The organism is Rhodoferax koreense (assembly GCF_001955695.1).
Taxonomy (GTDB): domain Bacteria; phylum Pseudomonadota; class Gammaproteobacteria; order Burkholderiales; family Burkholderiaceae_C; genus Rhodoferax_B; species Rhodoferax_B koreensis.
In genome coordinates this window covers 4,869,895-4,893,108 of sequence record NZ_CP019236.1, presented here as the reverse complement: position 1 = coordinate 4,893,108, position 23,214 = coordinate 4,869,895, and the positions used below count along the sequence as shown (strand labels likewise).

The 23,214-nt window shown below is 66.8% G+C and carries 21 protein-coding genes; 15 read left to right on the top strand and 6 right to left on the bottom strand.

The window, feature by feature from the left end; all coding sequences use genetic code 11:
- Positions 1–8: 8 nt before the first annotated feature.
- From RD110_RS22675 to RD110_RS22665, 3 genes are read left to right on the top strand one after another with little or no spacing between them, the layout of a single operon-like run.
- The gene (locus RD110_RS22675; protein WP_076202187.1) at positions 9–527 is read left to right on the top strand and encodes a TRAP transporter small permease; all 519 of its coding nucleotides are present in this window, start codon (positions 9–11) and stop codon (positions 525–527) included.
- Positions 524–1,810 carry a TRAP transporter large permease gene (locus tag RD110_RS22670; protein WP_076202185.1) on the top strand — a complete coding sequence of 429 codons (1,287 nt, stop codon included), beginning with the start codon at positions 524–526 and terminating at the stop codon, positions 1,808–1,810. The genes RD110_RS22675 and RD110_RS22670 overlap by 4 nt, the downstream gene beginning before the upstream one ends.
- 3 nt (positions 1,811–1,813) lie before the next feature.
- Complete coding sequence (locus RD110_RS22665; protein WP_076202183.1) at positions 1,814–3,061, top strand: aspartate aminotransferase family protein; 1,248 nt, start codon at positions 1,814–1,816, stop codon at positions 3,059–3,061.
- Positions 3,062–3,088: 27 nt separating this feature from the next.
- Here RD110_RS22665 and RD110_RS22660 read toward each other — a convergent pair whose 3' ends face one another.
- Both RD110_RS22660 and RD110_RS22655 read right to left on the bottom strand, forming a co-directional pair.
- On the bottom strand, positions 3,089–4,057 hold the full coding sequence (locus RD110_RS22660; protein WP_076202182.1) for a Bug family tripartite tricarboxylate transporter substrate binding protein: 969 nt from the start codon (positions 4,055–4,057) through the stop codon (positions 3,089–3,091).
- A gap of 187 nt (positions 4,058–4,244) precedes the next feature.
- The gene (locus tag RD110_RS22655; RefSeq protein ID WP_076202180.1) at positions 4,245–5,003 is read right to left on the bottom strand and encodes an IclR family transcriptional regulator; all 759 of its coding nucleotides are present in this window, start codon (positions 5,001–5,003) and stop codon (positions 4,245–4,247) included.
- Between the two features lie 154 nt (positions 5,004–5,157).
- Here RD110_RS22655 and RD110_RS22650 point away from each other — a divergent pair, with 154 nt between their 5' ends.
- From RD110_RS22650 to RD110_RS22610, 9 genes are all read left to right on the top strand, one after another.
- On the top strand, positions 5,158–6,090 hold the full coding sequence (locus RD110_RS22650) for a Bug family tripartite tricarboxylate transporter substrate binding protein (protein WP_076205497.1): 933 nt from the start codon (positions 5,158–5,160) through the stop codon (positions 6,088–6,090).
- Between the two features lie 23 nt (positions 6,091–6,113).
- The gene (locus RD110_RS22645) at positions 6,114–7,025 is read left to right on the top strand and encodes an amidohydrolase family protein (RefSeq protein ID WP_076205495.1); all 912 of its coding nucleotides are present in this window, start codon (positions 6,114–6,116) and stop codon (positions 7,023–7,025) included.
- 21 nt (positions 7,026–7,046) lie between these two features.
- Positions 7,047–8,033, top strand: coding sequence for a Bug family tripartite tricarboxylate transporter substrate binding protein (locus RD110_RS22640; RefSeq protein ID WP_076202179.1), 987 nt, complete (start codon positions 7,047–7,049; stop codon positions 8,031–8,033).
- 50 nt (positions 8,034–8,083) lie between these two features.
- Positions 8,084–8,773 (top strand): RraA family protein, encoded by a 690-nt coding sequence (locus tag RD110_RS22635; protein WP_076202177.1) that lies wholly within the window; start codon positions 8,084–8,086, stop codon positions 8,771–8,773.
- Positions 8,770–9,696 carry an NAD(P)-dependent oxidoreductase gene (locus tag RD110_RS22630; RefSeq protein ID WP_076202176.1) on the top strand — a complete coding sequence of 309 codons (927 nt, stop codon included), beginning with the start codon at positions 8,770–8,772 and terminating at the stop codon, positions 9,694–9,696. The genes RD110_RS22635 and RD110_RS22630 overlap by 4 nt, the downstream gene beginning before the upstream one ends.
- Before the next feature lie 9 nt (positions 9,697–9,705).
- Entirely contained in the window at positions 9,706–10,770 is a 1,065-nt protein-coding gene (locus RD110_RS22625) for a cyclase family protein (RefSeq protein ID WP_076202174.1), read from the top strand.
- Between the two features lie 54 nt (positions 10,771–10,824).
- On the top strand, positions 10,825–11,814 hold the full coding sequence (locus tag RD110_RS22620) for a Bug family tripartite tricarboxylate transporter substrate binding protein (RefSeq protein ID WP_076202173.1): 990 nt from the start codon (positions 10,825–10,827) through the stop codon (positions 11,812–11,814).
- An 83-nt stretch (positions 11,815–11,897) separates the two neighbouring features.
- Positions 11,898–12,890: a Bug family tripartite tricarboxylate transporter substrate binding protein gene (locus tag RD110_RS22615; protein WP_157900305.1), complete on the top strand. Its 993-nt coding sequence runs from the start codon at positions 11,898–11,900 to the stop codon at positions 12,888–12,890.
- Positions 12,891–12,899: 9 nt separating this feature from the next.
- Entirely contained in the window at positions 12,900–13,820 is a 921-nt protein-coding gene (locus RD110_RS22610; RefSeq protein WP_076202171.1) for an SMP-30/gluconolactonase/LRE family protein, read from the top strand.
- Positions 13,821–13,845: 25 nt separating this feature from the next.
- Here the strand turns inward: RD110_RS22610 and RD110_RS22605 are convergent, their stop codons facing one another.
- The 4 genes from RD110_RS22605 to RD110_RS22590 form a co-directional block, all read right to left on the bottom strand.
- Positions 13,846–16,374 carry a response regulator gene (locus RD110_RS22605; RefSeq protein ID WP_076202169.1) on the bottom strand — a complete coding sequence of 843 codons (2,529 nt, stop codon included), beginning with the start codon at positions 16,372–16,374 and terminating at the stop codon, positions 13,846–13,848.
- Positions 16,371–16,832 (bottom strand): response regulator, encoded by a 462-nt coding sequence (locus RD110_RS22600; protein ID WP_076202168.1) that lies wholly within the window; start codon positions 16,830–16,832, stop codon positions 16,371–16,373. The genes RD110_RS22605 and RD110_RS22600 overlap by 4 nt, the downstream gene beginning before the upstream one ends.
- Positions 16,825–19,068 carry an ATP-binding protein gene (locus RD110_RS22595; protein ID WP_083686475.1) on the bottom strand — a complete coding sequence of 748 codons (2,244 nt, stop codon included), beginning with the start codon at positions 19,066–19,068 and terminating at the stop codon, positions 16,825–16,827. The genes RD110_RS22600 and RD110_RS22595 overlap by 8 nt, the downstream gene beginning before the upstream one ends.
- 107 nt (positions 19,069–19,175) lie before the next feature.
- Positions 19,176–20,093: a LysR substrate-binding domain-containing protein gene (locus tag RD110_RS22590; RefSeq protein ID WP_076202166.1), complete on the bottom strand. Its 918-nt coding sequence runs from the start codon at positions 20,091–20,093 to the stop codon at positions 19,176–19,178.
- 156 nt (positions 20,094–20,249) lie between these two features.
- Here RD110_RS22590 and RD110_RS22585 point away from each other — a divergent pair, with 156 nt between their 5' ends.
- Genes RD110_RS22585 through RD110_RS22575 form a run of 3 tightly spaced genes read left to right on the top strand, consistent with a single transcriptional unit; the run spans position 20,250 to position 23,214 of the window.
- Positions 20,250–21,050 (top strand): ABC transporter permease, encoded by an 801-nt coding sequence (locus tag RD110_RS22585; protein ID WP_076202164.1) that lies wholly within the window; start codon positions 20,250–20,252, stop codon positions 21,048–21,050.
- Positions 21,047–22,075 carry an ABC transporter ATP-binding protein gene (locus RD110_RS22580; protein ID WP_076202162.1) on the top strand — a complete coding sequence of 343 codons (1,029 nt, stop codon included), beginning with the start codon at positions 21,047–21,049 and terminating at the stop codon, positions 22,073–22,075. Before RD110_RS22585 ends, RD110_RS22580 begins: the two co-directional genes overlap by 4 nt.
- A gap of 59 nt (positions 22,076–22,134) precedes the next feature.
- Positions 22,135–23,214, top strand: a complete 1,080-nt coding sequence (locus RD110_RS22575; protein ID WP_076202160.1) for an extracellular solute-binding protein — start codon at positions 22,135–22,137, stop codon at positions 23,212–23,214.

Genomic DNA, 23,214 nt, shown 5'->3' with positions numbered 1-23,214 from the left:
GCAACGCCATGAACCAGGCTTCCCTGCAAACCTCGCCCGGCGGGCGAGGCTGGATCAAGCTCGTCTTCGAGTTCGTCGGCGTGATGGCCTTCGTCATCATGTTCGCCTCCACCTTGCTCGGTGTGATTGCGCGCTACTTCGAGTTCGGTGGCGTGGAATGGTCCTTCGAGGTCGCGAGCATCGCCTTCATCTGGATCACCTTCGTCGGCGTCGTCAATGCCGAGATGCGCAGGGAAAACGTGGCGTTCGAGGCCATCAACCATGCGTCGCCTCCGCGCATCAAGGCGTTCTTCGATGCGGTGGCCGCCGCCGCGTTGCTGACGATGGGGATGGCTTTCCTGTTCAGCGGCTGGGCGGTATGGCAGCGCTCGTGGATGGTCCCGACCTCGGTACTGAGGCTGCCGACGGGCATCATCACGGCAACGGTGCTGGTGCTCGGCGTTTCTGCGGTCTGCATGGCCCTCTCGCGGTTGGCCGGCATCCTGGCCACGCTGCGCACGCACGGCGGAAAGGCAGGTGCGGCATGACCGTCGCCATCCTCATCGGAAGCTTCTCGCTGATGCTCCTGATCGGCGTGCCGATCGCCTGGTGCATGGGCGTGGCGAGCATCCTGGCCATCTATTTCGGCCACCTCGGCCTGCCGCTGGAATGGTTCGCGCAGGAGACACTGCGCGGTGCCGACGCGATCTCGCTGGCCGCCATTCCACTGTTCCTGTTCGCCGGGGAGCTGATGAACCGCGGCGGGCTGACCGTGCGCATCATGCGCCTGGCCGAACACGTCTTCGGCCGCATCACGGGCGGGCTCGCCCTGGTCAACGTCGCCACGGCGCTCGTCTACGGCGGCATCAGCGGCTCGGCCACGGCCGACACCGGCGCGGTCGGGTCGATCATGATTCCGGAAATGGCCAAGCGCGGCTATCCCAAGGCCTTCGCCGCGGCGGTGACGGCGGCTTCCGGCACGCTGGGCATCATCGGGCCGCAGAGTGTCGTGCTGATCCTGTATGGCGTGCTGACGAACACCTCGATCGGCGGCCTGCTGGTCGCCGCGATCCTGCCGGGCACGTTCATCGCCGCGACCTTCATGATCACGTCCTACATCGTCGCGCGCCGGCATGGCTTTCCGCGCAACGATGCGCCGGTCAACTGGCGCGAGATCGGACGGGATGCGCTGGGCGCATTGCCAGCGTTGCTGATGCCGGCGCTGGTGCTGGGCTCCATCATCGGCGGCATCGCCACCGCCACGGAAGCCTCGGCCCTGGCCGTGGTCTATTCGTTCCTCGTCGGCATCTTCGTCTACCGCGAGCTGCCCCTGCGCTCGCTCTATTCGGCAGCCGCCGCGGCTGCGGCCACCACCGGGGTGATCATGATGATCATGGCGCTGGCGACGCCCTTCGCCTGGATATTGACGGTGCAGCAGGTGCCCACGGACGCCGCCGCCTGGATCACCGGGCTGCACACCTCGCCGCTGATGACCATCGTCATGGTCCTGCTGCTGCTCAAGGTGGTGGGCTTCTGGCTGGACCTGGGCCCGGCGCTGATCATCCTCGCGCCGATCCTCGTGCCGATCGCCCTCGACGCCGGCATGACGCCCTACCAGACCGGCATCGCCTTCACGATGACGCTGGGCATCGGCCTGTTCACCCCGCCCATCGGCACCAACATCTTCGTGGTCTGCAACGTCGCCAAGATCGACATGTGGTCCGTTTCCGTCTGGCTCGTGCCCTACTGGATCGCCAGCGTGGTCTGTGTCGCGGCCCTGGTGGCATTTCCGTGGCTGAACGATGGGCTGCCACGTCTGTTTGGAGTTTGAAAGATGCAACATCTGGTAGGTGGTATTTCCAGCGGCGGCAGGACCGTCCCCGATCTCGAGGGGCGACCTTTCCTGGTCGACAGGGCGCAAGGGGCTTACGTCTGGGACGACCAGGGCCGGCGCTACGTGGACACCGCGCTCGGGTTCGGGGCGACATTCCTGGGCCACAATGAGCCGGTGGTGACCGAAGCGATCCGCGAGGCGCTGGACCGGGGCTCCATGCCCGCCTACGCGCATGCGCTGGAGGAAGAAGCCGCGGCCAGCCTGGCGGCCCACACCCAGGACCTGACGAAGGTGGTTTTCGTGAACTCGGGCAGCGAGGCCGTGCACCTGGCCTGTCGCGTGGCGCGCGCCGTCACCGGCCGGCGCAAGATCGTGAAGATGGCCGCGGGCTACGACGGCTGGTTCGACGACATGGCCTTCGGCAACGCGGGCTCGGCCGAGGCCAAGATGGCGGCCACCGAGCGGCCCGCGCAGGGCGACACCCTGCTGCTGCGCTTCAACGACAGCCAGGACGTCGAACGCTTGTTCGAGGATTGCGACGACATCGCCGCCGTCGTGCTCGAGCCCATGATGGCGAATGCGGGCTGCATCCTTGCGGCGCCGGGTTATCTTCACCACGTGGCCCTGGTCGCCCGCAGCAAAGGCGCACTGGTCATCATGGACGAGGTGCTGATGGGCTTTCGGCTGCACGCCGGGCTCGCCAGTCACCTGCTGGGCATCCAACCCGACCTGGCCACCGTGGGCAAGGCCATCGGCAACGGTGTCGCCGTGGCGGCGCTCGTCGGCACGCAGGAGGTGATGGCGGCCTTCGAAAACCGTGGCGTCACCAGGGCCGGCACCTACAACGGCAACCCTGTGGCCTGCGCCGCGGTGAAGGCCGCCATGCATGCGCTCGACCGAGTCGATTACGCGGCGCTCCAACAGTCCGGGAATGATCTGCGGCAGCACACGGTGGATGCGTTCGCGCGGGAAGGCGTCCAGGTCTGCACCAGTGGCTACGGCACGGTCTTCACCATCTGGCGCGGCCCAAACCCGCCGTCGAACTACCGCGAGGCGGCCAGGATGTCCGATGCCGACTTCACCGCCAGGCTGCACGTCGCGCTGCGCCGCAATGGGGTCATGTCCATGTTCAGTACCTATGGCCGCCACTACCTTTCGGCCAGGCATGACGACGACGTCCTTCAGCGATGGGCCGGCGCCACCGCAAGCGCCGCACGGGAGATGGCGGCCGGGCCTGCGCAACGGTAGCCTCGGCACGGCTTCGGCCGGGCTTGTCTACTTCTGCAGATTGAGGGCGGCCGTCAGCTTCTTGAAATAGGCGGACTGGCTGGCCATGAAAGCCTGGAACTGCTCGCCGTCCATGTAGGCGGGAAGCAGGTTGCCACGCGTCAGGCCCTCCTTGAACGCCGGGTCTTCGGCCACCTTGCGCGTGACGTCGCGCAACACCTGCACGGTTTCGGCGGGGGTGTTCAACGGCACGCCGAGGCCACGCCAGGTCCCCACCACCAGGTCGATGCCCTTTTCCTTGAAGGTTTCGATCTTGTCGTAGGGCGCCGCGAGCCGCCGGTCGGCCATCGACACCAGCACGCGCACCTTGCCGGCGACAACGAACTGGCCAATCTCGGCCGGGCTCACGGTGATCGCGTCCACGTGCCCGCCCACGAGTGCGGCCACGCTCGGTGCGGCGCCCTGGTAGGGGACATGGTTGAATTTCACGCCGGTCTTGTCTTCCACGGCGGCCGCGGCAAGGTGCCAGATCGAGCCCGTGCCGGCGTTGCCCATCGACACGCTGCCGGGCTGCTTCTTCGACTGTTCGAGCAGATCCTCGATGGTCTTGTACGGCGACTCGGCGCGCACCGCGATCAGGCCCGGATCACCGTTGAGGCGGCCCAGGGGAATGAAGTCGGCCACCGTCAACTTGGTCATGCCCAGGTGCGGAATGATGGCCAGCTCGGAGATCAGCACCGCGATCTTGTAGCCGTCGGCCGGGGCGCGCTGCACCTCGCCCATGCCGATGGCACCACTGGCGCCGGGCTTGTTGCTGACCACGATGGGCTGGTTCAGGTATTTCTTGGCCGTCTCGCCAAACAGGCGCGCCATCACGTCGGTGCCACCGCCGGCGGAAGAGGGCACGACCATCTCGATCGGGTGGTTGGGGAAATCCGCCGCGAGGGCCGGTAGCGTGGAGAAAGTTGTCGCCAGGCTCAGAAAGGCTGCCGGCAGGAAAGTGCGCAGTGGTTTCATGGTTGTCTCTCAGGGTCGGTTGTTCGAGGGAAGGGGCGACGCCGTGCACACGAGCGCTCCTGCAGGCCAGATTGGAGAAGCGGGTGTGGCAGAGTGCCGCCGGGCTGTGCCGAGCGTCAAGAATATCGTGATATTTCAGTAAATATGACAGGGTTTGCACCAACACCGCATGACGTAAAGGCGCCTTTCAGGGGTGCCAGGTTGCTGTCGGGCCAACTCTCACCGGTCGCTGCCCGCCAGCCAGCGCGTAGGACAACTGGTTCGCCGCTTCGATGATGGTGGTGGCGTGCTCTTCCAGTTTGGCTTGGGGCAAACGCGCGGTCGGCCCCGAGATGCAGACCGACCCCAGCAGGCGCCATTGCACGCCGAAGATCGGTGCGGACACGCTGGAGACCTCGGGTTCCCGCTCGCCAAGGGAGAGGTGATAACCGCGCCGTCGGATGGACTCGTACGTCTCACCCGGTTCTCCTGAAAAGGCGAGGATCACGCGGCCTGGCGCGCCCAGGTTCAACGGCAGCGCTGCACCGACCCGTACATGGTGCCGGATGGCCTGCGGCCCTTCGACACGGAAGAGGCAGGTGCGGGCGTCGCCTTCGCGCACGTAGAAGGAAGCGCTTTCCCCGGTCCTGCTCGCCAGTTCACGCAGCACCGGCTCCACCACCTCTTGAACGTTGAACGTCGCTTGATAACAGGCCCCCAGCCATCCGGCGGCCCGCCCGAGCCGCCACGTTCCATCTTCCTTCTGGACCAGGTATTGGTCCAGCGCCAGCGTGCGCGCAATGCGCAGGGCGGTGGTCTTGTGCATCCCGGTGCGGCGGCTGAGTTCGGCCAAGCTCAGCTGCGCATCCGCCACGCCAAAGGCTTCCAGAAGCCGCAGCGCGCGCGTCACGGCAATGACGCCACCTTCTTCACCGGAGTTTGCGGCGCGCTCGTTTTCGTCCGTCATTCGTGGACCTCGTTTCAAACAGTGCAACGCCATTGTACTGAATGGAACGAGGCTGGAAAATAGTCTCATCGAACAAACAACGGAGACATCCATGACCTTTCGCCTCATCGGCCTCAGATCGGCGGCGGTGACAGCCGCTTTCGCCACGGCATTCATGGCCTTGCCGCAGGGCGAGGCTTTCGCGCAGAGCTACCCCCAGCGGCCCATCCGCGTCGTCGTGCCGTTTCCAGCCGGTGGGGGTACGGACATCATCGCCCGCGAGATCGCCAACCAGGTGGCCGTGACGGAGCGGTGGACTCTGATCATCGACAACCGCCCTGGCTCCGGCGGCAATCTGGGTGTGGATACCGCAGCGAAGGCGGCGCCCGACGGCTACACCATCGTGCTCGGCCAGACCAGCAATCTGGCGATCAATCCGACGCTGTACCCCAAGCTGCCCTATGACCCCGAGAAAGACCTGACCGCCATTGGCCTGGTCGCCAGCGCACCGCTGGTGCTGGTCGTGGCGGCCGACTCGCCGTTCAAGACGCTCGCGGATGTCGTGGCCGCGGCCAAGGCCAAGCCCGGCGCGCTCAACTACGCCAGCTCGGGCAATGGCACGGTCGCGCACCTGGCCACGGAGCAGTTCCAGAAGATTGCGGGCGTGACCTTCACGCATGTGCCGTACAAAGGCGCGGCGCAAGGCTCGACGGACCTGATCGGTGGTTCGGTCCAGATGTACATGTCGTCGGTGCCCACCTTGATCGGTCATATCCGCAGCGGCAAGATGCGCGCCCTGGCCGTCACCTCGGCGCAACGCAGTGCCGACTTGCCCAACGTCCCCACCGTGGCCGAGTCAGGCTACAAGGGGTTCGAGGCGGTCACGTGGTTCGGGATCGCGGGGCCATCGAACCTGCCCAAGGAGGTGGTGACGCGCCTCAACCTGGCGTTCAACAAGGCCATCCAGTCCGGCGACGTGCAGCGCAAGCTCAGCGCACAGGGCGCAACGGTGACCGGTGGCACGCCGGAGGCCTTCGCCACACTCATCCACAACGAGATCGTGCGGTGGGGTGCGATCGTCAAAAGCTCGGGCGCCAGGATCGATTGACACCGATGTCGCTCGTCCCCGAGATGGATCACCGGATACCGACACCGGGGCGCCCCGAGCCCCTGCCTTCAGCGGACGCTCTCGTCGCACCGTTCTCGGCCGGCCGGGGACGCTGCGAGGTCGAGGTCCCCGCCGGCGCCTGCGACTGCCACGTGCATGTCTACGACGCCAGCTATCCCGCCGTGCCCGGCGCGCGCTTGACGCCCCCGGACGCGAGCGTGGCGGACTACCGCCGCCTGCAGCGGCGCACGGGCACGCAGCGGGTCGTCTTCGTGACGCCGTCGACCTACGGAAGCGACAACCGCCCGATGCTCGAAGCCCTGGCGACGTTCGGTGATGCAGCACGCGGTGTCGCGGTGGTCGATGCATCCATCGACGCCGCCACCTTGCGCCGGCTGCACGACGCGGGGGTGCGGGGTGTGCGGCTCAATCTGTCGCTGGGTCTGACGAATTCCGCCGAACAGATGGCTCCGCTGGCGGCCCGCATCGCAGACCTCGGCTGGCACCTGCAGTTGTTGATGCCCCCGGCGCAGTTGGCCACGCTCGGGCCGGCGCTCAGGGCGCTGCCGGTACCGGTAGTGTTCGACCATTTCGGACGGATCAGCCCCTCCATGGCCGGCCACGCGGCGCACCGCCTGGTGCTGGAACTGCTGGCAGAAGGGCGCGCCTGGATGAAGTTGTCGGGCGGCTACATCGTCACGGAGCAGGGCCCGCCCGGCTACGGCGATATCGCGCCCCTGGCGCGCAGCTACCTGGCGGTAGCACCCCACCGCATGTTGTGGGGTAGCGACTGGCCACACGCCTCCGCCTCTGCCGGGCATCAGCCCCTGCCGGACGACGCCCGGCAGATGGCGCTGCTCGCCGACTGGGCCGAAACACCGGCCTCGCTGCAACGGGTGCTGGTCGACAACCCGGCCGAGCTCTACGGCTTCTGACTTTTCAACGAAGGAATCACCATGGTTTCCCTGCATCGCCGCGCCTGGTGCGCCGCTGCCCTGTCTGCCATCGCGCTGGTCGCCGCGCCAGTGTCGGCGCAGGGCAACTGGCCGACCGGCAAACCCATCACCTGGGTCGTTCCCTATCCACCCGGCGGTACCACCGACATTCTGGGGCGGGCCATTGCGCTGCGCCTGGGGTCGGCGCTCGGGACCACCGTCATCGTCGACAACAAGGCCGGTGCGACCGGCACCATCGGTTCGGCCTTCGTCGCCCGCGCCGCGCCGGACGGCTACGCCTTGCTCGGTACCTCCATCGGACCGCAAGCCATCGTGCCCAGTCTCGTGCCGCAGATGCAGTACGACGCCGTCAAGGCCTTCGAGCCGATCACGCTGATCGGCAACATCCGGCATGTGCTGGTGACGGGGTCTGCCGTGCCTTTCAAGACCGTCGCCGATCTGGTCGCCCAGGCCAAGGCCGCGCCGGACAGCCTGTCGTTCGCCTCCGGCGGCGGCGGGACCATCCTGCAGATGCAGGGAGAACTGCTTGGCCTTCAGACCGGCGCGAGGATGACCCATGTGCCCTACAAGGGCGACACGCCGGCCATCCAGGACGTGCTGGCCGGCCACGTGAGCTTCATGTTCGCGCCCGTCGCCGCCGCGCTGCCCCATATCCAGAGCGGCCGTCTCAAGGCCCTGGCCGTGACCTCGGCCGAACCGCTCAAGGCGTTGCCCGCGGTGCCCACCATGGCGCAGGCCGGTTTCAAGGATTTCACCGTCGAACAATGGCAGGCGGTCTACGCACCAGCAGGCACGCCCACGGCCGTGGTGCAGCGGCTGCACACCGAGATCGTGCGCATTCTCAAGGACCCGGAGATCGTCGCCATGGCCGACAAGCTCGGGGTCACCCTGGTCGGCAGCACGCCGCAGCAGCTCGCCGACACCCAGAAGGCCGACCTCGCCAAGTGGGCCAAGGTCATCAAGGCGGCCGGCATCAAGGCGGACTGATCGCCTCGATGAGCTTCTCTTTCTTCCCTTCACCTACCTGAAAGCGCTTCATGAGCAACAACCTTCCCGACATCATTCGCGACTTTGCCCGCGTCCCCGCCGACATCGTCAAGCAAGCCGCCGAATTCCAGCCCGCGATCCTGGCCGACGTGGCCGGCCGCCGTGGCGCCATGCATGGCCGCATCAAGCCGCTGCACCCGCGCATGAAACTGGCCGGTACGGCGATCACCGTGGAGGTTCGTCCAGGCGACAACCTCATGATCCATGCCGCCATCGCCCTGGCCAAGCCCGGCGACGTGCTGGTGGTTGATGGCAAGGGCGACCAGACTTCGGCGCTGATGGGCACGATCATGATGACCGCCTGCCGGCAACTCGGTATCGCCGGCGTGGTACTCGATGGCGCCGCGCGCGACAGTCTCGAGATCGACGAGATGGACTATCCGGTGTTCTCCGTGGGCACCAACCCCAACGGCCCGACGAAGAACGTTGGCGGCCGCATCGGCCACCCGGTGTGCGTCGGCGGTGTCACGGTGTACCCGGGCGACTTCGTGATCGGCGACGCGGACGGTGTCGTGGTGGTGGAGCGCGAAAAGATCGAAGCCCTGCTGCCGCTCGCCAGCAAGAAGGTCAAGGACGAGGCCGCGCGCATCGCCGCGATCAAGACCGGAGACACCGCCGCCAAGTGGCTGACGGCGGCCTTGCGCAGCGCCGGCGTGCTGCAGGAAGGAGAGTCCCTGTGAGTACCTTCCTCGTGACCGGCGCCGACCTGGCGCCGCAGGCCATGGCGCTGCTCGAAGGCCATGACGTGATCTTCGCCGGCAAGACGCCCTCCGAGGACGACATCGTTGAACTGTGCCGTGTCCACAACCCCGAGGCCGTCATCATGCGCTACAGCCGTATCGGCGCCACGGCAATGGATGCAGCCCCCGCGCTCAAGGTCATCTCCAAGCATGGCAGCGGCACCGACACCATCGACAAGGTCGCGGCCAAGGCACGTGGCATCGCCGTGGTCGCGGCCGCCGGCGCCAACGCGGCCGCCGTGGCGGAGCAGGCCCTGGCGCTGCTGCTCGCTTGTACCAAGTCCGTTGTCACGCTCGACGCCCGCATGCATGCGGGCCATTGGGACAAGGCGACGCACAAGAGCGTCGAGCTCGGCGGTCGCACGGTCGGCCTGATCGGACTGGGCGCCATCGGGCTGCGCTTCGCACGCATGGCCGACGCGCTGGGTATGAGGGTGATCGGTTTCGATCCGTTCGCCAAGGAACTGCCGGACTACATCGAACGGGTCGAGTTGCCGGCGATCTGGGAGCGCGCCGATGCGATCTCGCTGCATTGCCCGCTCACGGAAGAGAACCGGGGATTGCTCAACGCCAAGACCCTGGCGCAATGCAAGGGGGGCGTGATCGTGGTCAACACGGCCAGGGGCGGACTGATCGACGAATCCGCCCTGTTGTCGGCGGTGCAGTCCGGACAGGTGATGTGCGCAGGCCTCGACAGCTTTGCCGTCGAGCCGATGACGGCCGGGCACCCTTTCCAGGGACAAAAGGGATTCGTGCTGAGCCCGCACATCGGTGGCGTGACCAGCGATGCCTACGTGAATATGGGCGTCGCAGCGGTGAAGAATGCGCTCGAAGTCCTGAGCCGCCAGCCGGCCCACGCCTGAGGGGCTGCCGTGACACGCCGATGGAAACATGCACCCGCAGGCGCGAACTGGGGCGAGTTCGGCGTCGACGATCAACGTGGGCGCATGAACCTGGTCGATCGCGCCAAGGTGTTGCAGGGCATTGCCGAGGTAAGGGAGGGGCTGACGTTCTGCCTGTCCCTGCCCCTCGACGTGCCCGGCGGCATGGCACTCAATCCGCGTCGCCTGCCCGTGCAGAAGTTCTCCACGTTGCGAGACGGTAAAAGCCGGGGGCAGCAGGGCTTCTGCTGGTCCTACGCGGACGAGGATACGGACCTCACCGACGTGGTGTGCGACGAGGTGCTGCTCATGAACACGCAGTATTCGACGCAGTGGGACAGCCTGGCGCACATGGGCAGCCGTTTCGACGCGGACGGTGACGGACATGCCGAAGCGGTGTTCTACAACGGTTTCCGGGCCGGCGTTGAAATCCACGGCGCTACCGAAGATCCCGATGCCGTTGCCGACTGGGCGCGCTTCCCGGGCCCCAACGCCGGCGCGCTCGGCATCGAGCACCTGGCCGAGCACGGCGCGCAGGGCCGGGGCGTGATGATCGATCTGGAACACCACCTGGGCCGCCGGCGACAGGCCGTGGGTTACGACCAGGTCATGCGCATCCTGGAGGCCGATGGCATCGCCATCGAACCCGGCGACATGGTGTGCCTGCACACCGGTTTCGCCGACACCTTGCTGGCCATGAACCGGCAACCGGACATCGAGCGCCTGCATGAGACCGGAACGGGGCTGGACGGCCGCGACGCCAAGTTGTTGAACTGGATCGTGGACAGCCGGCTGGCCTGCCTGCTGGCGGACAACCCTGCCGTCGAACTGGTCGAGCCCCGACTCACCACGCCGACACCGCTGCGCGGGCCACGCCTTCCGCTGCACGAGCACTGCCTTTTCAAGAATGGCATCCACCTCGGCGAACTGTGGCTGCTGACGCCGCTGGCGAGGTGGCTGCGCACGCATGGCCGCCATCGCTTCCTGCTGACCGCGCCACCGTTGCGGCTGCCAGGCGCCGCAGGCTCCCCGGCAACCCCCGTTGCCACCGTTTGAAACCCTTCGCATCCCAAAGCCGGTGAACACGGCAACCTTCATCCAGGACGAGACATGAAATACACGCCCAGCCCATCCCTTGTTTCCTCGCTCTGCCTCGTGGCCGGCAGCCTGTTGTGGGCAAGCCCCGGCCATGCCCAGACCGCCTCCTATCCCGACAAGCCCGTCAAGCTGGTGGTCGGCTTCGCCGCAGGCGGCCCGACGGACGTGGTGGCCCGCGCATTTGCCGATTACGCCAGCCGCACGCTCGGTCAGCCGTTCATCATCGACAACAAGCCCGGTGCCAACACCATCATTGCCGCGCAAGCCGTGGCCAGTGCGCCCGCCGATGGCTACACCCTCCTCTTCGGCGCGACGAACCACACGATGATTCCGGCGCTGTACAGCAAGGTGAAATTCGATGCTGTGCATTCGTTCGCGCCGATCTGCACCGTCGCGACGAGTCCCACGGTACTGGTCGTGGGGCCGGGTATGCCGGTCAAGACCCTGAGCGAATTCATGGATCGCGCACGCAAGAGCCCCGGCAGTGTGAGCGCCGGCACGGCGGGCGTCGGCAGCTCCGGGCATTTCGCCACCGAAATGTTCGCACGCAGCGCCGGCCTGAAGCTGAACCACGTGCCCTACAAAGGCGCCGCGCCCGTCGTCACGGACCTGATGGGTGGGCAACTGGACAGTTCCTTTGCCACGCTGGGATCGGTGTTGCAGCAGATCAGGACGGGCAAGGTGAATGCGCTGGCCGTGGCTTCCGCCAGGCGTTCGCCGCTTCTGCCGCAGGTGCCGACTTTCGTCGAAGCCGGTGGCGGCAGTTATTCCGCCGACGCCTGGTACGGCCTGCTGGCCCCTGCGGGGACACCGGCCCCGGTGGCCAAGGCCCTGGAACGTGTGGCCACGGAGTTTGCCAGGAGCGAGGCCGCCGCCGAGAAGCTGCGTGGCCTCGGTCTGGACGCCGACACCACTTGCGGCAGCGCCTTCTCGGCCCAGGTCGAGCGTGAGGTAGCCACCTACACCAAGCTTGCCCGCGACCTGGACCTCAAGGCGGAATGAGCGAAGAAGACACCACCTCCATCCGGCCGACGGCCGGGCTATCGGCGGCTCGAAAGGCTGCCAAACTCGACAGAGAGACAAACATGAACCATCCCCTGAAAATTTCCCGTCGCACCACTGTCGTGTGGTGCGCTCTCGCGGTCGCATGCGCGCTTCCGGCCGGCGCCATGGCCCAAGGCGCCTACCCGGACAAGGTCGTCAAGATCGTCGTGCCCTATCCGCCGGGCGGCGCCGTCGACCAGGTCACGCGCAGGATTGCGCAGAAGCTGACCGAGCAGACGGGCCAGAGCTTCATCGTCGAGAACAAGGCGGGGGGCACCGGCACGATCGGGGCGCTGCAGGTGGCCCGCTCGGCCCCGGATGGGTACACCCTGATGGCCAACGACACGACCTATTCGATTCTTCCCAACGTCTTCAAGAAGCTGCCATGGGACTACGACCAGGACCTCGTGCCGGTGTCCGCGTTCAACTTTGCGCCGATGGCGCTGGTGGTTGCGGGCGATTCGAATTTCAAGACCGTGGCCGACCTGGTGGCGTATTCCAGGGCCAATCCAGGCAAACTCAACTACGGCACGGGCGGCGCGGGCACCACACCGCACTTTTCGACGGAGGCCCTCAAGAGCGTGGCCCGGCTTGACGCCACCCATGTGCCGTTCAAGGGCGCCGGCGAAGCCACCCTGGCCTTGATGGGCCACAGCATCGACTTCCAGATCGCATCGACGCCTGGCGTCATGGGGCAGGTCAAGGGGGGCAAGCTGCGGCTGCTCGCCATCAGCGGCGACAAGCGGCTGAAGGCCGCACCGGACACGCCGACCTTCGAGGAGGCCGGCATCCATGGCTACGGCGTCATCAACTTCACGGGCCTGTGGGCGCCGAAAGGCACGCCGGCGGCGACACTGCAGCGCCTGCAGAAGGAAATCGCCGTGGCCATGGCCAGCGCGGACATCCAGAAATTCGCCGATGATCTGGGCGCCGTGCCCAAAGTGGTGGACGGAACGGCGTTTGCCAGGATGCTGGCGGACAACACCCAGCTGTGGAGCAAGGTGGCGGCTTCGGCCCAGATCGAAAAGCAGTAGAGGACCGCCATGTTTTTTCTGCAAGCACCTGTGGTACGTGAACTCGAAACCTTCACCAGCATGCCCGAGCGCTGGCGCAGGACCGGCGTGCGCAGCGCCTGGGCCGATGCCAACCGGGGTGGCCAGCCCGTCGATTCGTTTCTCGAGGGGCCGGTGTTCGACGATGCCGGGAACCTCTATGTCACGGACATCCCCTGGGGCCGCATCTTCCGGATCGATGCGGCGGGCGAATGGAGTCTTGTCGCCGAATACGACGGCGAGCCGAACGGGATGAAGTTCCTCAATGCGCGGGAGCTCCTGGTGACCGACTACAAGCAGGGGCTTGTTCGCGTCGATGTGGCGACAGGCAACGTGACGCCGTATCTCGAACGGCGCAACAGCGAACGGTTCAAGGGCGTGAACGACCTGGTGTTCGACGCGAAGGGCAATCTGTTCTTCACCGACCAGGGGCAGAGCGGTCTGCACGATCCCACCGGCCGCGTCTACCGCCTCTCACCGACAGGAAAGCTGGATGTCCTTCTCGCCAATGTGCCGAGTCCCAACGGCGTGGCGCTTTCGGCGGACGAACGGGTCTTGTTCCTGGCCGTCACGCGTGGCAACTGCATCTGGCGCGTGCCGCTGATGGAGGATGGCAGCGTGACCAAGGTGAGTCAGTTCTTCACCTCGTATGGACCCAGCGGACCCGACGGCCTGGCCGTGGACGAGTCGGACCGGCTGATCATCGCCAATCCGGGCCTGGGTTACGTGTGGGTCCTCAACCGGCGGGCGGAACCGGTGCAGATTCTGCGGGGCCCGTCTGGCGCGTCGACGACCAATGTCGCGTTCGGCGGGGAGCGGCGGAGCACCTTGTTCGTGACGGACTCGACCCACGGCACCGTGCTTTTTTCGAAGATGGACAGCGCCGGCCTTCCCCTGCGCCGGCTCGGCTGAGCCAATCACGGCCGCCCGTGCGAGCTCAGGGGCCGGGCGAATCTGCAAGCATCTCCTTGGCACGCCGCACCAGCACGCTCAACTCGAAGGGTTTCGTCAACACGTGCATGCCGATGTCCAGATGCCCGTGACTCAGCACGGCGTTCTCCGCATAGCCCGTGATGAAGAGCACCTGCAGTCCCGGGCGTGCCAGACGTGCGGCCTCGGCGACCTGACGCCCATTCATGCCACCGGGCAGGCCCACGTCGGTGACCAGCATGTCGACGCGTCCTGCGGTCTGCAGCAACTGGAGCGCCTCGGCGCCGTCGCCGGCCTCGAGCACCCGGTAGCCGGCTTCCCGAAGCTCTTCGACGAGCAACATGCGCAATGAGGCCTCGTCATCGACCACCAGGACCGTACGCCCGTGCTGTGCAGGCATGGCTTCCTGGACCGCATCGGGTTTGGCCGCCGCCTCTTCCTCGCCGGCATGGCGAGGCAGGTAGATGCAGACCATCGTGCCCTTGCCGACTTCGGAATAGATGCGCACCTGCCCGCCCGATTGCTTGGAGAACCCATAGACCATCGACAGCCCCAGGCCCGTGCCCTGCCCGAGCGGCTTGGTCGTGTAGAACGGATCGAAGGCGCGCGCCACGACCTCCGGCGGCATGCCGACACCGTTGTCGCTCACGCACAGCGACACGTACTGGCCTGGCGATACGTCGCGCTCGCGTGCGGTACGTTCGTCGAGCCAGCGGTTGCCGGTCTCGATGCTGAGTTTGCCGCCATCCGGCATGGCATCGCGCGCGTTGATGCACAGGTTCAGCAAGGCATTCTCGAGCTGGTTCGGATCGGCCTCCACCGTCCACAGGCCGGCGGCGCCGACCACCTCCATCGTGATGCCCGGGCCCATGGTGCGCGCGATCAGTTCCTGCATGCCGGCCACCAGGCGGTTCATGTCCAGGGGCTTGGGATCGAGCGTCTGCTGGCGCGAGAAGGCCAGCAGGCGGTGCGTCAGCGCGGCGCCACGCGCGGTTGCACCCTGGGCGAGTTCGACGTAGCGGTCGATGTCCTGCGCCCGGCCTTCCTTGTTGCGGCGGCGGATCAGTTCGAGGCAGCCCTTGATCGCCCCCAGCAGGTTGTTGAAGTCATGGGCCAGGCCACCGGTCAACTGGCCCACGGCTTCGAGCTTCTGGCTCTGGCGCAGCTGTTCCTTGGCGGCATCGAGTTCCGCTGCGTGCACCTTCTCGGAAGTGATGTCGCGCGCCACGGTGTAGACATGGCCGTCGTCGCGCACCGCGGTCCAGGAAAGCCAGCGGTAGTCGCCGAGGGTGGTGCGGCAGCGGTTCTCGAAATGGGTCGTCTTTGCGCCGTTCTTCAGCGCCGCCATGGCCGCATCCGTGGCGTCGAGATCCTCGGGATGCACCAGGGTGCGCAAAGGTGCCGCGCGCACTTCGGCTTCCTGCCAGCCCAGCACCGCCTGCCATGCGGGATTGATGCTCTCGAAATGGCCGTCGACGCTGGCCACGCCCAGCAGGTCCTGGTTCAGCGCCCAGGTGCGGTCGCGTTCATAGGTCCGTTGCTGCACCTGGCTCTCGAGCGATCGCGCCAGCAGCTGGAGTTCGGCCTGCGCCTCGCGCCGGGCGATCGAGGAGCGGACCCGGTCGCCGACTTCCCGCACGAATCCGATCTCGGTGTCCGTCCATGCGCGTACGCTGCCGTGGTTCAGGTAGAGCAGGCCGACGAGGTTGCCTTTCTCGGTGAGCGGCATGTTGACCACGGCGCGGGCGTTGATCCGCTCCAGCGCGGCGGCGGTGTCCTTCGTTCGCGGATCGGTGCGCGCATCCTCGAACGCCACCGTGCGGCCCTGGGCCAGGTCCTCGATGTAGGAGCCGTAGTCGCGGAACCGCAGGCGACCCGCGAGCGAGTTCACGCCGGGCGCGTTCCAGTCCTTGGCGATGTCGATGGTCTCCGCGAGCTTGTTCACGATGCCGTAACCCGCGCGGTCCACCTTGAGCTCATGCGCCAGGGTTTCGGCCGCCGCATACGCAATCTCGACCGGATCGTCCAGGTCGCGGATCCGGTCGCTCAGGTTGATGAGCGCGAGCCGCTGGTTGTCGACGACCGAGAAGTCGCGGTGCACCTTGTCCAGCTGCACTTCGACGGTCTGCCTCGCATTGCGCTCGGCCGCCTCGCGCAGCGCGCGCTCGAGCACCTGCGGCAAGCGGCCGAGTCGCCCCTTGGCCACATAGTCGGTGGCCCCGCGCTTGAGAAGCTCGACCGCGTTGTCCTCGCCGATGATGCCCGAGACGAAGATGAAGGGCACCCGCGGCACGAGCTGGCTGGCCAGCGACAGGGCCTGGGTCCCCGAAAAGCCGGGCAATTCGTAGTCCGACAGGATGACGTCCGGTGCGGTCTGCACCAGGGCCCGGTGGTAGTGCGCCTCATTGGCCACCACGTCGATCGACGCCTTGGGGTAGATCTCGCGCAGCGCTTCCGTGAGCAGTTCGGCGTCGAAGGCGGAGTCTTCCAACAGCAAGACGCGCAGCGGGGCGTGTGGGTCGGCGGTGCTTTTCATGGTTCGCCGCGCCGGCTGACCTTGAGCGAGCCGGGCGGTGGTTCGTTCAGCACGGCCCAGAATATGCCCAGGTCGGCGATGGCGCTCACGAATTGATCGAAGGCGACTGGCTTGACCACATAGGCGTTCACGCCGAGCTCGTAGCTCCTGAGCACATCCGCCTCTTCCTGCGACGAGGTCAGCATGACGATGGGAATGGCACGCAGCGCCGCGTCGCCGCGCACGGCCTGCAGCACCTCGATGCCGTTGACCTTGGGCAGTTTGAGGTCGAGCAGTACCACCGCGGGGTTGCCTTCGGCCCGGTCCGCGTGCGGGCCCTCGCGGCGCAGGTAGTCCAATGCCTGTTCTCCATCGCGCATCACGACCACGTCGTTGGCCAACTGGCTGCGCTCCAGAGCAATCAGGGTCAGTTCGAGGTCGCGTTTGTCGTCTTCGACGAGCAGGATCGGTTTAAGCAAGGAGATCTCCAGTTCTGGAATCGAGGTGCGGGTCTGCCGCGGGTCGGGGCAGGACGAAGCCGAAACGGGCGCCATGGCCGACTTCGCCGTGCGCGTACACCGTTCCGCCATGGCGTTCGACGATGCGCTTCACATTGGCCAGCCCGATGCCCGTGCCTTCGAATTCCTCGGCGGCATGCAGGCGTTGGAACACGCCGAATAGCTTGTCCACGTACTTCATCTGGAAGCCGACACCGTTGTCTTCGACTTCGATGCCGTCGCCGTCCGCCCGTCTCACGGGCCGGATGGTGATGCGCGGCGGGGTGCGGGTGCGGGAGTACTTCACCGCATTCGCCATCAGGTTGCGCACCGCGACCTGCAGCAGCAACGGGTCCGCCTGCAGCGCGGGCAGGTCTGGCGCGATTTGCCATTCGACCTGCGAGGCCCGCTCGTGCCGGCTCAGTTCGCGGACCAGGCCTTCGACCATCACGCCGACGTTCACGGATCTCACCTTCAGCGCCGAGCGGCTCATGCGCGAGAACTCCAGCAGCGCGTCGACCAGCTTGCCGGAGAACACCGACGCCTCCTTGACGTTGGCCAGGTATTTCCTGGCGCGCTCGGAAAGCTGCCCGCCTTCCGCATCGACCACCAGGTCCACATAGCCCGCGATGTGCCGCATCGGCGCGCGAAGATCGTGCGACACCGTGTACGAAAAGGCTTCCAGCTCCTTGTTGACCCTGCCGAGCTCGGTCGCCATCTCGGCCACTTCCTCGGCTCGGCGCAGCACGATGCCGATCAGCGCCTGGCGCAACTCGTTGACCGCACCGACCTCCTCGGCCGACCATGGCAGCGACCGGCCGCGCACGGTCTCCACCCAACTGGCAAAGCTGGCCCGCGGATGGATGTGGCCATCGCCACCCGGCTCGGCCTTGCGCGGGTCGCCGGCCCATGTCACCGTCGTCACGATTTCCGGCCTGAACCAGAGGATCAGGTGGCGGTGCACCTGCGAAATGGAGATCGCCAGGACGCCGGCCGCGTGCGGAATCGGCGCCTGTCCGAAGTGCTGGGCCAGCGCGCTGCTCTCGTACACCGTCACACCCAGCCCGGCGACCCAGTTGGCGAGTGCCTGGATCTGGTCGTCACCAGGCACTTCGCCCGTGGTCCACAGCTGGTCGTCCCGCACCACGGCCGCGCCCCGCGACTGCGTCAGGCGCAGCAGCTGGGAGGGGTGCGCCACCAGTTGCTGCAGCGAGGCGTCGCTGTCGGACAACTGCGCGACCAGTTCCAGGGTGAGTTGGCGCAGCGCCAGGCTGCTCCTGGCCGAACTGGTCACCTCGTTGGACTGGATGCTCAACGCCAGCAGTTCGCCCAGGTGTTCGCAGGCGCGCCGCAAGGGCAGCGACAGCCGCCGCGGCGTGTGGTGATGGCAGGAAATCAGGCCCCACAGCCGGCCGTCGATCACGATCGACACGGACATCGAGGCCAGCGTGCCCATGTTGCGCATGTAGGCCAGGTGCACCGGCGATACGCTTCGCAACTGGGCCTGCGACAGGTCGACCGCCTCGGTGGCCAGTTCGGGCGCCAGCGCCGCCAGCGGCACCGGGGTGTAGTCGGCGTCGGCGATGAGCCGCACGCGATTGAGCAGGTACAGCTCGCGCGCCTGGGGGGGAATGTCGGCGGCGGGAAAATGGTGGCCGAGGTAGCTGTCGTAGCCCGGATCGAGTTCCTCGGCCAGTACCTCCCCGTGGCCGGCGGCGTCGAACCGGTAGACCAGGCATCGGCCAAAGCCGGTGAGGCATTTCATCTCGGCCGCGGCGAGGCGGGCGAGTTCGTTCAGTTCGCCCGCCCGCTGCAGCCTGGGGAGGAAGGACCGGGTCAGGCGGTAGAGCGGGGCGTCGTCGCCTGGACCGTCGGTCGCATATTCGAACTCCACGACGCAATGCTGGCGTGTGCGGTGCGCGGACACGTCGAAGCGCTCGCCGTCAAGCACAAGCGCGCCGAGCCCGACAGGGAGTGCGTCGGGGACGAGCGAGCGCAGCCGTTGTGGATCGAGCAGGCCAATGGCGCTTCGTGCACGCGGCTGGTCCTGGTTGTCGCTGAAGGCCAGCAGTCCGCAGTCCATCGGATCGAGCACCAGCAGCCAGCCGTGGGGCTGGATGGCGCCCGGAGTGCGGATCGGCTCCGCTGCACAGTCTGCCAGGCCGGTCGGGGTGGTTTCAGCCAGGCGTGGGGGCCGGAGGCGAGGGTCAACGTGCACGTTTCAACAGTTTCAAAAAATGGAAATACAAGTCCGTGGATTATTGCAAAACGCGCAATTTCCACGGTTTTCAGCCATGCCCCAGCGGCAGAACCTCGCCCGGCCGTTCAACCCCGCCCTTCGGCCCCGCGGGATTCTGCCCCTTGTGCCAGCAGCCAAGTGCGAAAGGCCGCGAAGCCGGGCAGCATGAGCCGGTCGGGCCGGTAACAGAGGTAGTGGCCCTGGTCGACGATGACTGGCACTCCGCACGGCGACACCAGCACACCTTCGGCCAGTTCGCCCTGGACCAGGATGCGCGGGACGAGTCCGATGCCCAGGCCGTTGACGGCCGCCTGGATCAACGAGGCATATTGCGCGAAACGCGGCCCGGAGACGGTCTGGTTTTCGGCCATGCCGTGGTCGGCCGCCCATTGGCGCCATGCCGTCGGCGCACCCTCGTGATGCAGCAGCGTGTGGCCCAGCAGATCCGCCGGTTGCGCGATGCGGTGCCGCTCTTCGACCAGCGAGCGGGCGGCGATCAACACGAATTCGCGCCCGGCGATGTATTCGGACACGACGCCCGGCCAGCCGTCGGTGCCATATCGGATCGCGGCGTCCACGCCGACAGGAATGCCTTCCGTGGGTTCGAGGTGCCGGCTGAAGCTGAGGGTGACCTGCCGGCTTTGCCGGCCGAACGCGGGCAGGCGGGGAATCAGCCACTTGGTGAGGAAGGTGGGCACGCTGGCGAGCGTCAGCAGCCCGGCGCCGGCGTCGCCCGAACGCGCCTCGAAGGTGGCGGTCTCGATGGCGCGCAGGCCGCCGGCGATCTTCTGCCAGTACACCCGGCCCTGGGGCGTGAGCTGCACGCCGCGGCCATTGCGCTGCAACAGTTCGCGTCCGCCGAGGAAGGCCTCCAGCCCCGCGATCTGCTTGCTGACCGCACTCACGGTGATGCACAGCGCGCCGGCCGCCAGCGTGATGCTTTCGTGCCGCGCGACCGCGTCGAAAGCCAGCAGCTCCTGGATGGTGGGGCAGTCGCGCTTCATGCCGGAGCCTGCCGCAGCTTCATGAAGGCTCGATGACAAACACTTTCCGATTGCTCAACAGACGTCATCCACTTTTCACCCATCTTCATTGGGCCTCCTCCTAGAATTTGCAACGACGGTGACGCCACCCTGGCAACACTGGCGCAGCCGGAAAGTATGCCCGGTGTTCACAACAATGGAGACATTCATTTGATTCGCGGCCTTGCCCTGATTTACGGCCTCTACCTGGTGCTGCCGATCGCCCTGCTCATGGTGGGCAGCACAGGCGAGAATTGGACCAACACCCTGTTGCCGACCGGCCTGACCGCCCGCTGGTACCTCGATCTGTGGCAGGACCCGTCGTTTCGCAAGGCCTTCGTCAACAGCCTGCTGGTGGCGCTGGCGGCCTGCGCGATCAACACCGTGCTGGCCATGCCGCTGGCCTATGCGCTCTACCACGGCGCGCGACGAGGCGGCGGCCTGGCGTCGCGCCTGGTCAGCGCCATGCCGATCGCGGTGCCGACGATCACCCTGGGCTTCGGCTACATCATCGTCTTCAACAGCGACTGGCTGCCCTGGCTCGGCTCGATGCCGCTGCTGATTGCCGCCCATGCCATCCACACGCTGCCCTACCTGACCAACACCTTGCTCGCCGACCTGCGTCACCTCGGGCTCGAGCGCCTGGAGCAGGCCGCTGCGACGCTCGGCGCATCGAACTGGCGCCAGTTCACCACCGTCGTGCTGCCCAGCCTGCGCCAGAGTCTCATCAGTGGCCTGGTGATGGTCGCGGCCATTTCCGTGGGCGAGTTCGGCCTGTCGAACCTGCTGACCAGCTTCCAGAACCGCACCTATCCCGTGGTGCTGCTGCAGGCCTTCTACGGTGCCACGGGCTTCGCCTGCGCGGCCACGGTGATCCTGCTGCTGCTCGCCGGGGCTTCGGCCCTGTTTTCTTCTTCCCTCATCAGGTCACGTTCATGAGCCTTGTCCTCGATCAAGTCAGCTACCGCTACCCCGGCACCACGCAGGGCCTGCACGACATCTCGCTGGACGTGCGCACCGGCGAACTGGTCGCGGTGATCGGGCCGAGCGGCTCGGGGAAGTCGACCCTGCTCAAGCTCGTCTCCGGCCTGGAGACCGGCCACAGCGGTCGCATCGCGCTTGACGGCGAAGACTTGTCGAACAAGCCGGTGCACCAGCGCCACATCGGCATGGTGTTCCAGAGTTATGCGCTGTTTCCGCACCTCGACGTGCTGGACAACGTGGCCTACGGCCTGAAGCTGCGCAAGATGCCCGCGGCCGAGCGCACGCGGCGCGCGCAGGAACTGCTCGACGTCGTCGGACTGGGCGATTACGCGCAACGCGCCGTGGCGCAACTCTCGGGCGGCCAGCAGCAGCGCGTGGCGCTGGCCCGTGCGTTGGCCATCGACCCGCGCGCGCTGCTGCTCGACGAGCCGCTGTCCGCACTCGACGCCAGCGTGCGTGGCCATCTGCGCGACCAGATCCGAGCGATCCAGCAGCGCTTCAATGCCACCACGCTGCTGGTGACGCACGACCAGGAAGAAGCGCTCACCATGGCCGATCGCGTGGCCGTGATGAAGGACGGCCGGCTGCTGCAGATCGCGGCGCCGCGCGAGTTGTACGAGCGTCCGGCCAGCCGGGCCGTGGCCCAGTTCGTCGGCCTGTCGACCCTGCTGCCGGCCACGGTCTGCGCCAGCGATCGCGTGGACCTCGGATTCGCGGAGCTCGCCGCGCCGACCGGCTCGCGCAGGCCCGGCGCGGCCGTGCACGTGCTGATCCGGCCCGAACACATCCAGGGCGATCCGCCTGCGGGGAGCCTGAACCGGCTCACAGGCCGCGCCGGCGCGCAGCGCTTCCTGGGGGCCCTGACCCGCTACGACTTCGAGGTGCCCGGCGCCAGCCGCCCCTTTCTGGCGGATTCGGCCTGGCCGGCGCGCGAGGCCATCGGCATCGCACCGGAACACGTGCGGCTGCTGGACGACTGACCCGCCACCAAGCCCGATCTTGCCAACTCACTTTCACCCCCAACACCAAGGAGCTTTCCATGCAACGCAGACATTTGATCCAGGCCGCCGGCGCACTTCCGCTGGCCGCGCTCGTCGCGCGCACCGCTTTCGCCTTCGATGGGCCCGAACTCTATGCCGGCGAGAAGGCCCTGTACGCCGAAGCCCAGAAGGAAGGCCTTTGCGTTTCCTTCGACACCGGCCCTGAATGGGCCAACTGGAAGTCGTTGTTCCGCGACTTCAAGAAGCGCTATCCCGAGATCGAGCTGACCTACAACGACATCGGCTCGGCCGCCACCGTGGTTGCGCTGGACAAGACGCGCCGGCGCCCGCAGGCCGATACGGCGTACTACTTCGCGGCGTCCGCGGTCGACGCGGTGAAGAAAGACGTGGTCGCGCCCTTCAAACCGGTGAACTTCGACAAGCTGCCGGGCGTGTTCCGCGAGGCCGAGGGCCGCTGGTTCACGATCCACACGCTCAACATTGCGTTCCTGGTCAACAAGAAGCTGGTGAAGAACACGCCTACCGGCTGGGCCGACCTGCTCAAGCCCGAGTTCAAGAGCTCGGTGGTCTACCTCGATCCGCGCTCCACCGGCATCGGCCAGGTGTTGACCTTCGCCGCGGCCTACGCCAACGGCGGCGACGTCGACAACATCAAGCCCGGCACCGACTACCTTGGCAGGCTGCACACCGCCGGCAATGTATTGCGGGTGGAGGGCACCACGCCCTATGCCAAGTTCCTCAAGGGCGAGATCCCGGTGTGGATCAGCTACGAGAACGACGGGCTCAAGGCCAAGCATGTCGACGGCATGGGGGATGCGGTCGAGGTGGTGATCCCCAAAGAGGCCAGCGTTGCGGCCCCGTACGCCATCAGCCTGGTGAAGAACGGCCCGAACCCGAACGCCGGCAAGCTGTGGCTCAACTTCATCATGAGCGAGTCCGGGCAGTCGCTGTTCGCGCAAGGCTTCGTGCGGCCGGCCGTGCCCGGCATCACCCTGTCGGCCGACGTCGCGGCCAAAATGCCACCGGCGCCGCAGGTCCGGCCGCTGGATGTGGTGAAGGCGTCCGAGCGCAAGGCCGAGCTCGACCAGCTCTGGGCACAAGCGACGGTGGGCAAGTAG

Bases quoted from the DNA above. Each gene is read 5' to 3' on its own strand.
- RD110_RS22675 (WP_076202187.1), top strand. From the start codon at position 9: ATGAACCAGGCTTCCCTGCAAACCTCGCCCGGCGGGCGAGGCTGGATC.
- RD110_RS22670 (WP_076202185.1), top strand. From the start codon at position 524: ATGACCGTCGCCATCCTCATCGGAAGCTTCTCGCTGATGCTCCTGATC.
- RD110_RS22665 (WP_076202183.1), top strand. From the start codon at position 1,814: ATGCAACATCTGGTAGGTGGTATTTCCAGCGGCGGCAGGACCGTCCCC.
- RD110_RS22660 (WP_076202182.1), bottom strand. From the start codon at position 4,057: ATGAAACCACTGCGCACTTTCCTGCCGGCAGCCTTTCTGAGCCTGGCG.
- RD110_RS22655 (WP_076202180.1), bottom strand. From the start codon at position 5,003: ATGACGGACGAAAACGAGCGCGCCGCAAACTCCGGTGAAGAAGGTGGC.
- RD110_RS22650 (WP_076205497.1), top strand. From the start codon at position 5,158: ATGGCCTTGCCGCAGGGCGAGGCTTTCGCGCAGAGCTACCCCCAGCGG.
- RD110_RS22645 (WP_076205495.1), top strand. From the start codon at position 6,114: ATGGATCACCGGATACCGACACCGGGGCGCCCCGAGCCCCTGCCTTCA.
- RD110_RS22640 (WP_076202179.1), top strand. From the start codon at position 7,047: ATGGTTTCCCTGCATCGCCGCGCCTGGTGCGCCGCTGCCCTGTCTGCC.
- RD110_RS22635 (WP_076202177.1), top strand. From the start codon at position 8,084: ATGAGCAACAACCTTCCCGACATCATTCGCGACTTTGCCCGCGTCCCC.
- RD110_RS22620 (WP_076202173.1), top strand. From the start codon at position 10,825: ATGAAATACACGCCCAGCCCATCCCTTGTTTCCTCGCTCTGCCTCGTG.
- RD110_RS22615 (WP_157900305.1), top strand. From the start codon at position 11,898: ATGAACCATCCCCTGAAAATTTCCCGTCGCACCACTGTCGTGTGGTGC.
- RD110_RS22610 (WP_076202171.1), top strand. From the start codon at position 12,900: ATGTTTTTTCTGCAAGCACCTGTGGTACGTGAACTCGAAACCTTCACC.
- RD110_RS22605 (WP_076202169.1), bottom strand. From the start codon at position 16,374: ATGAAAAGCACCGCCGACCCACACGCCCCGCTGCGCGTCTTGCTGTTG.
- RD110_RS22590 (WP_076202166.1), bottom strand. From the start codon at position 20,093: ATGAAGCGCGACTGCCCCACCATCCAGGAGCTGCTGGCTTTCGACGCG.
- RD110_RS22585 (WP_076202164.1), top strand. From the start codon at position 20,250: ATGCCCGGTGTTCACAACAATGGAGACATTCATTTGATTCGCGGCCTT.
- RD110_RS22580 (WP_076202162.1), top strand. From the start codon at position 21,047: ATGAGCCTTGTCCTCGATCAAGTCAGCTACCGCTACCCCGGCACCACG.
- RD110_RS22575 (WP_076202160.1), top strand. From the start codon at position 22,135: ATGCAACGCAGACATTTGATCCAGGCCGCCGGCGCACTTCCGCTGGCC.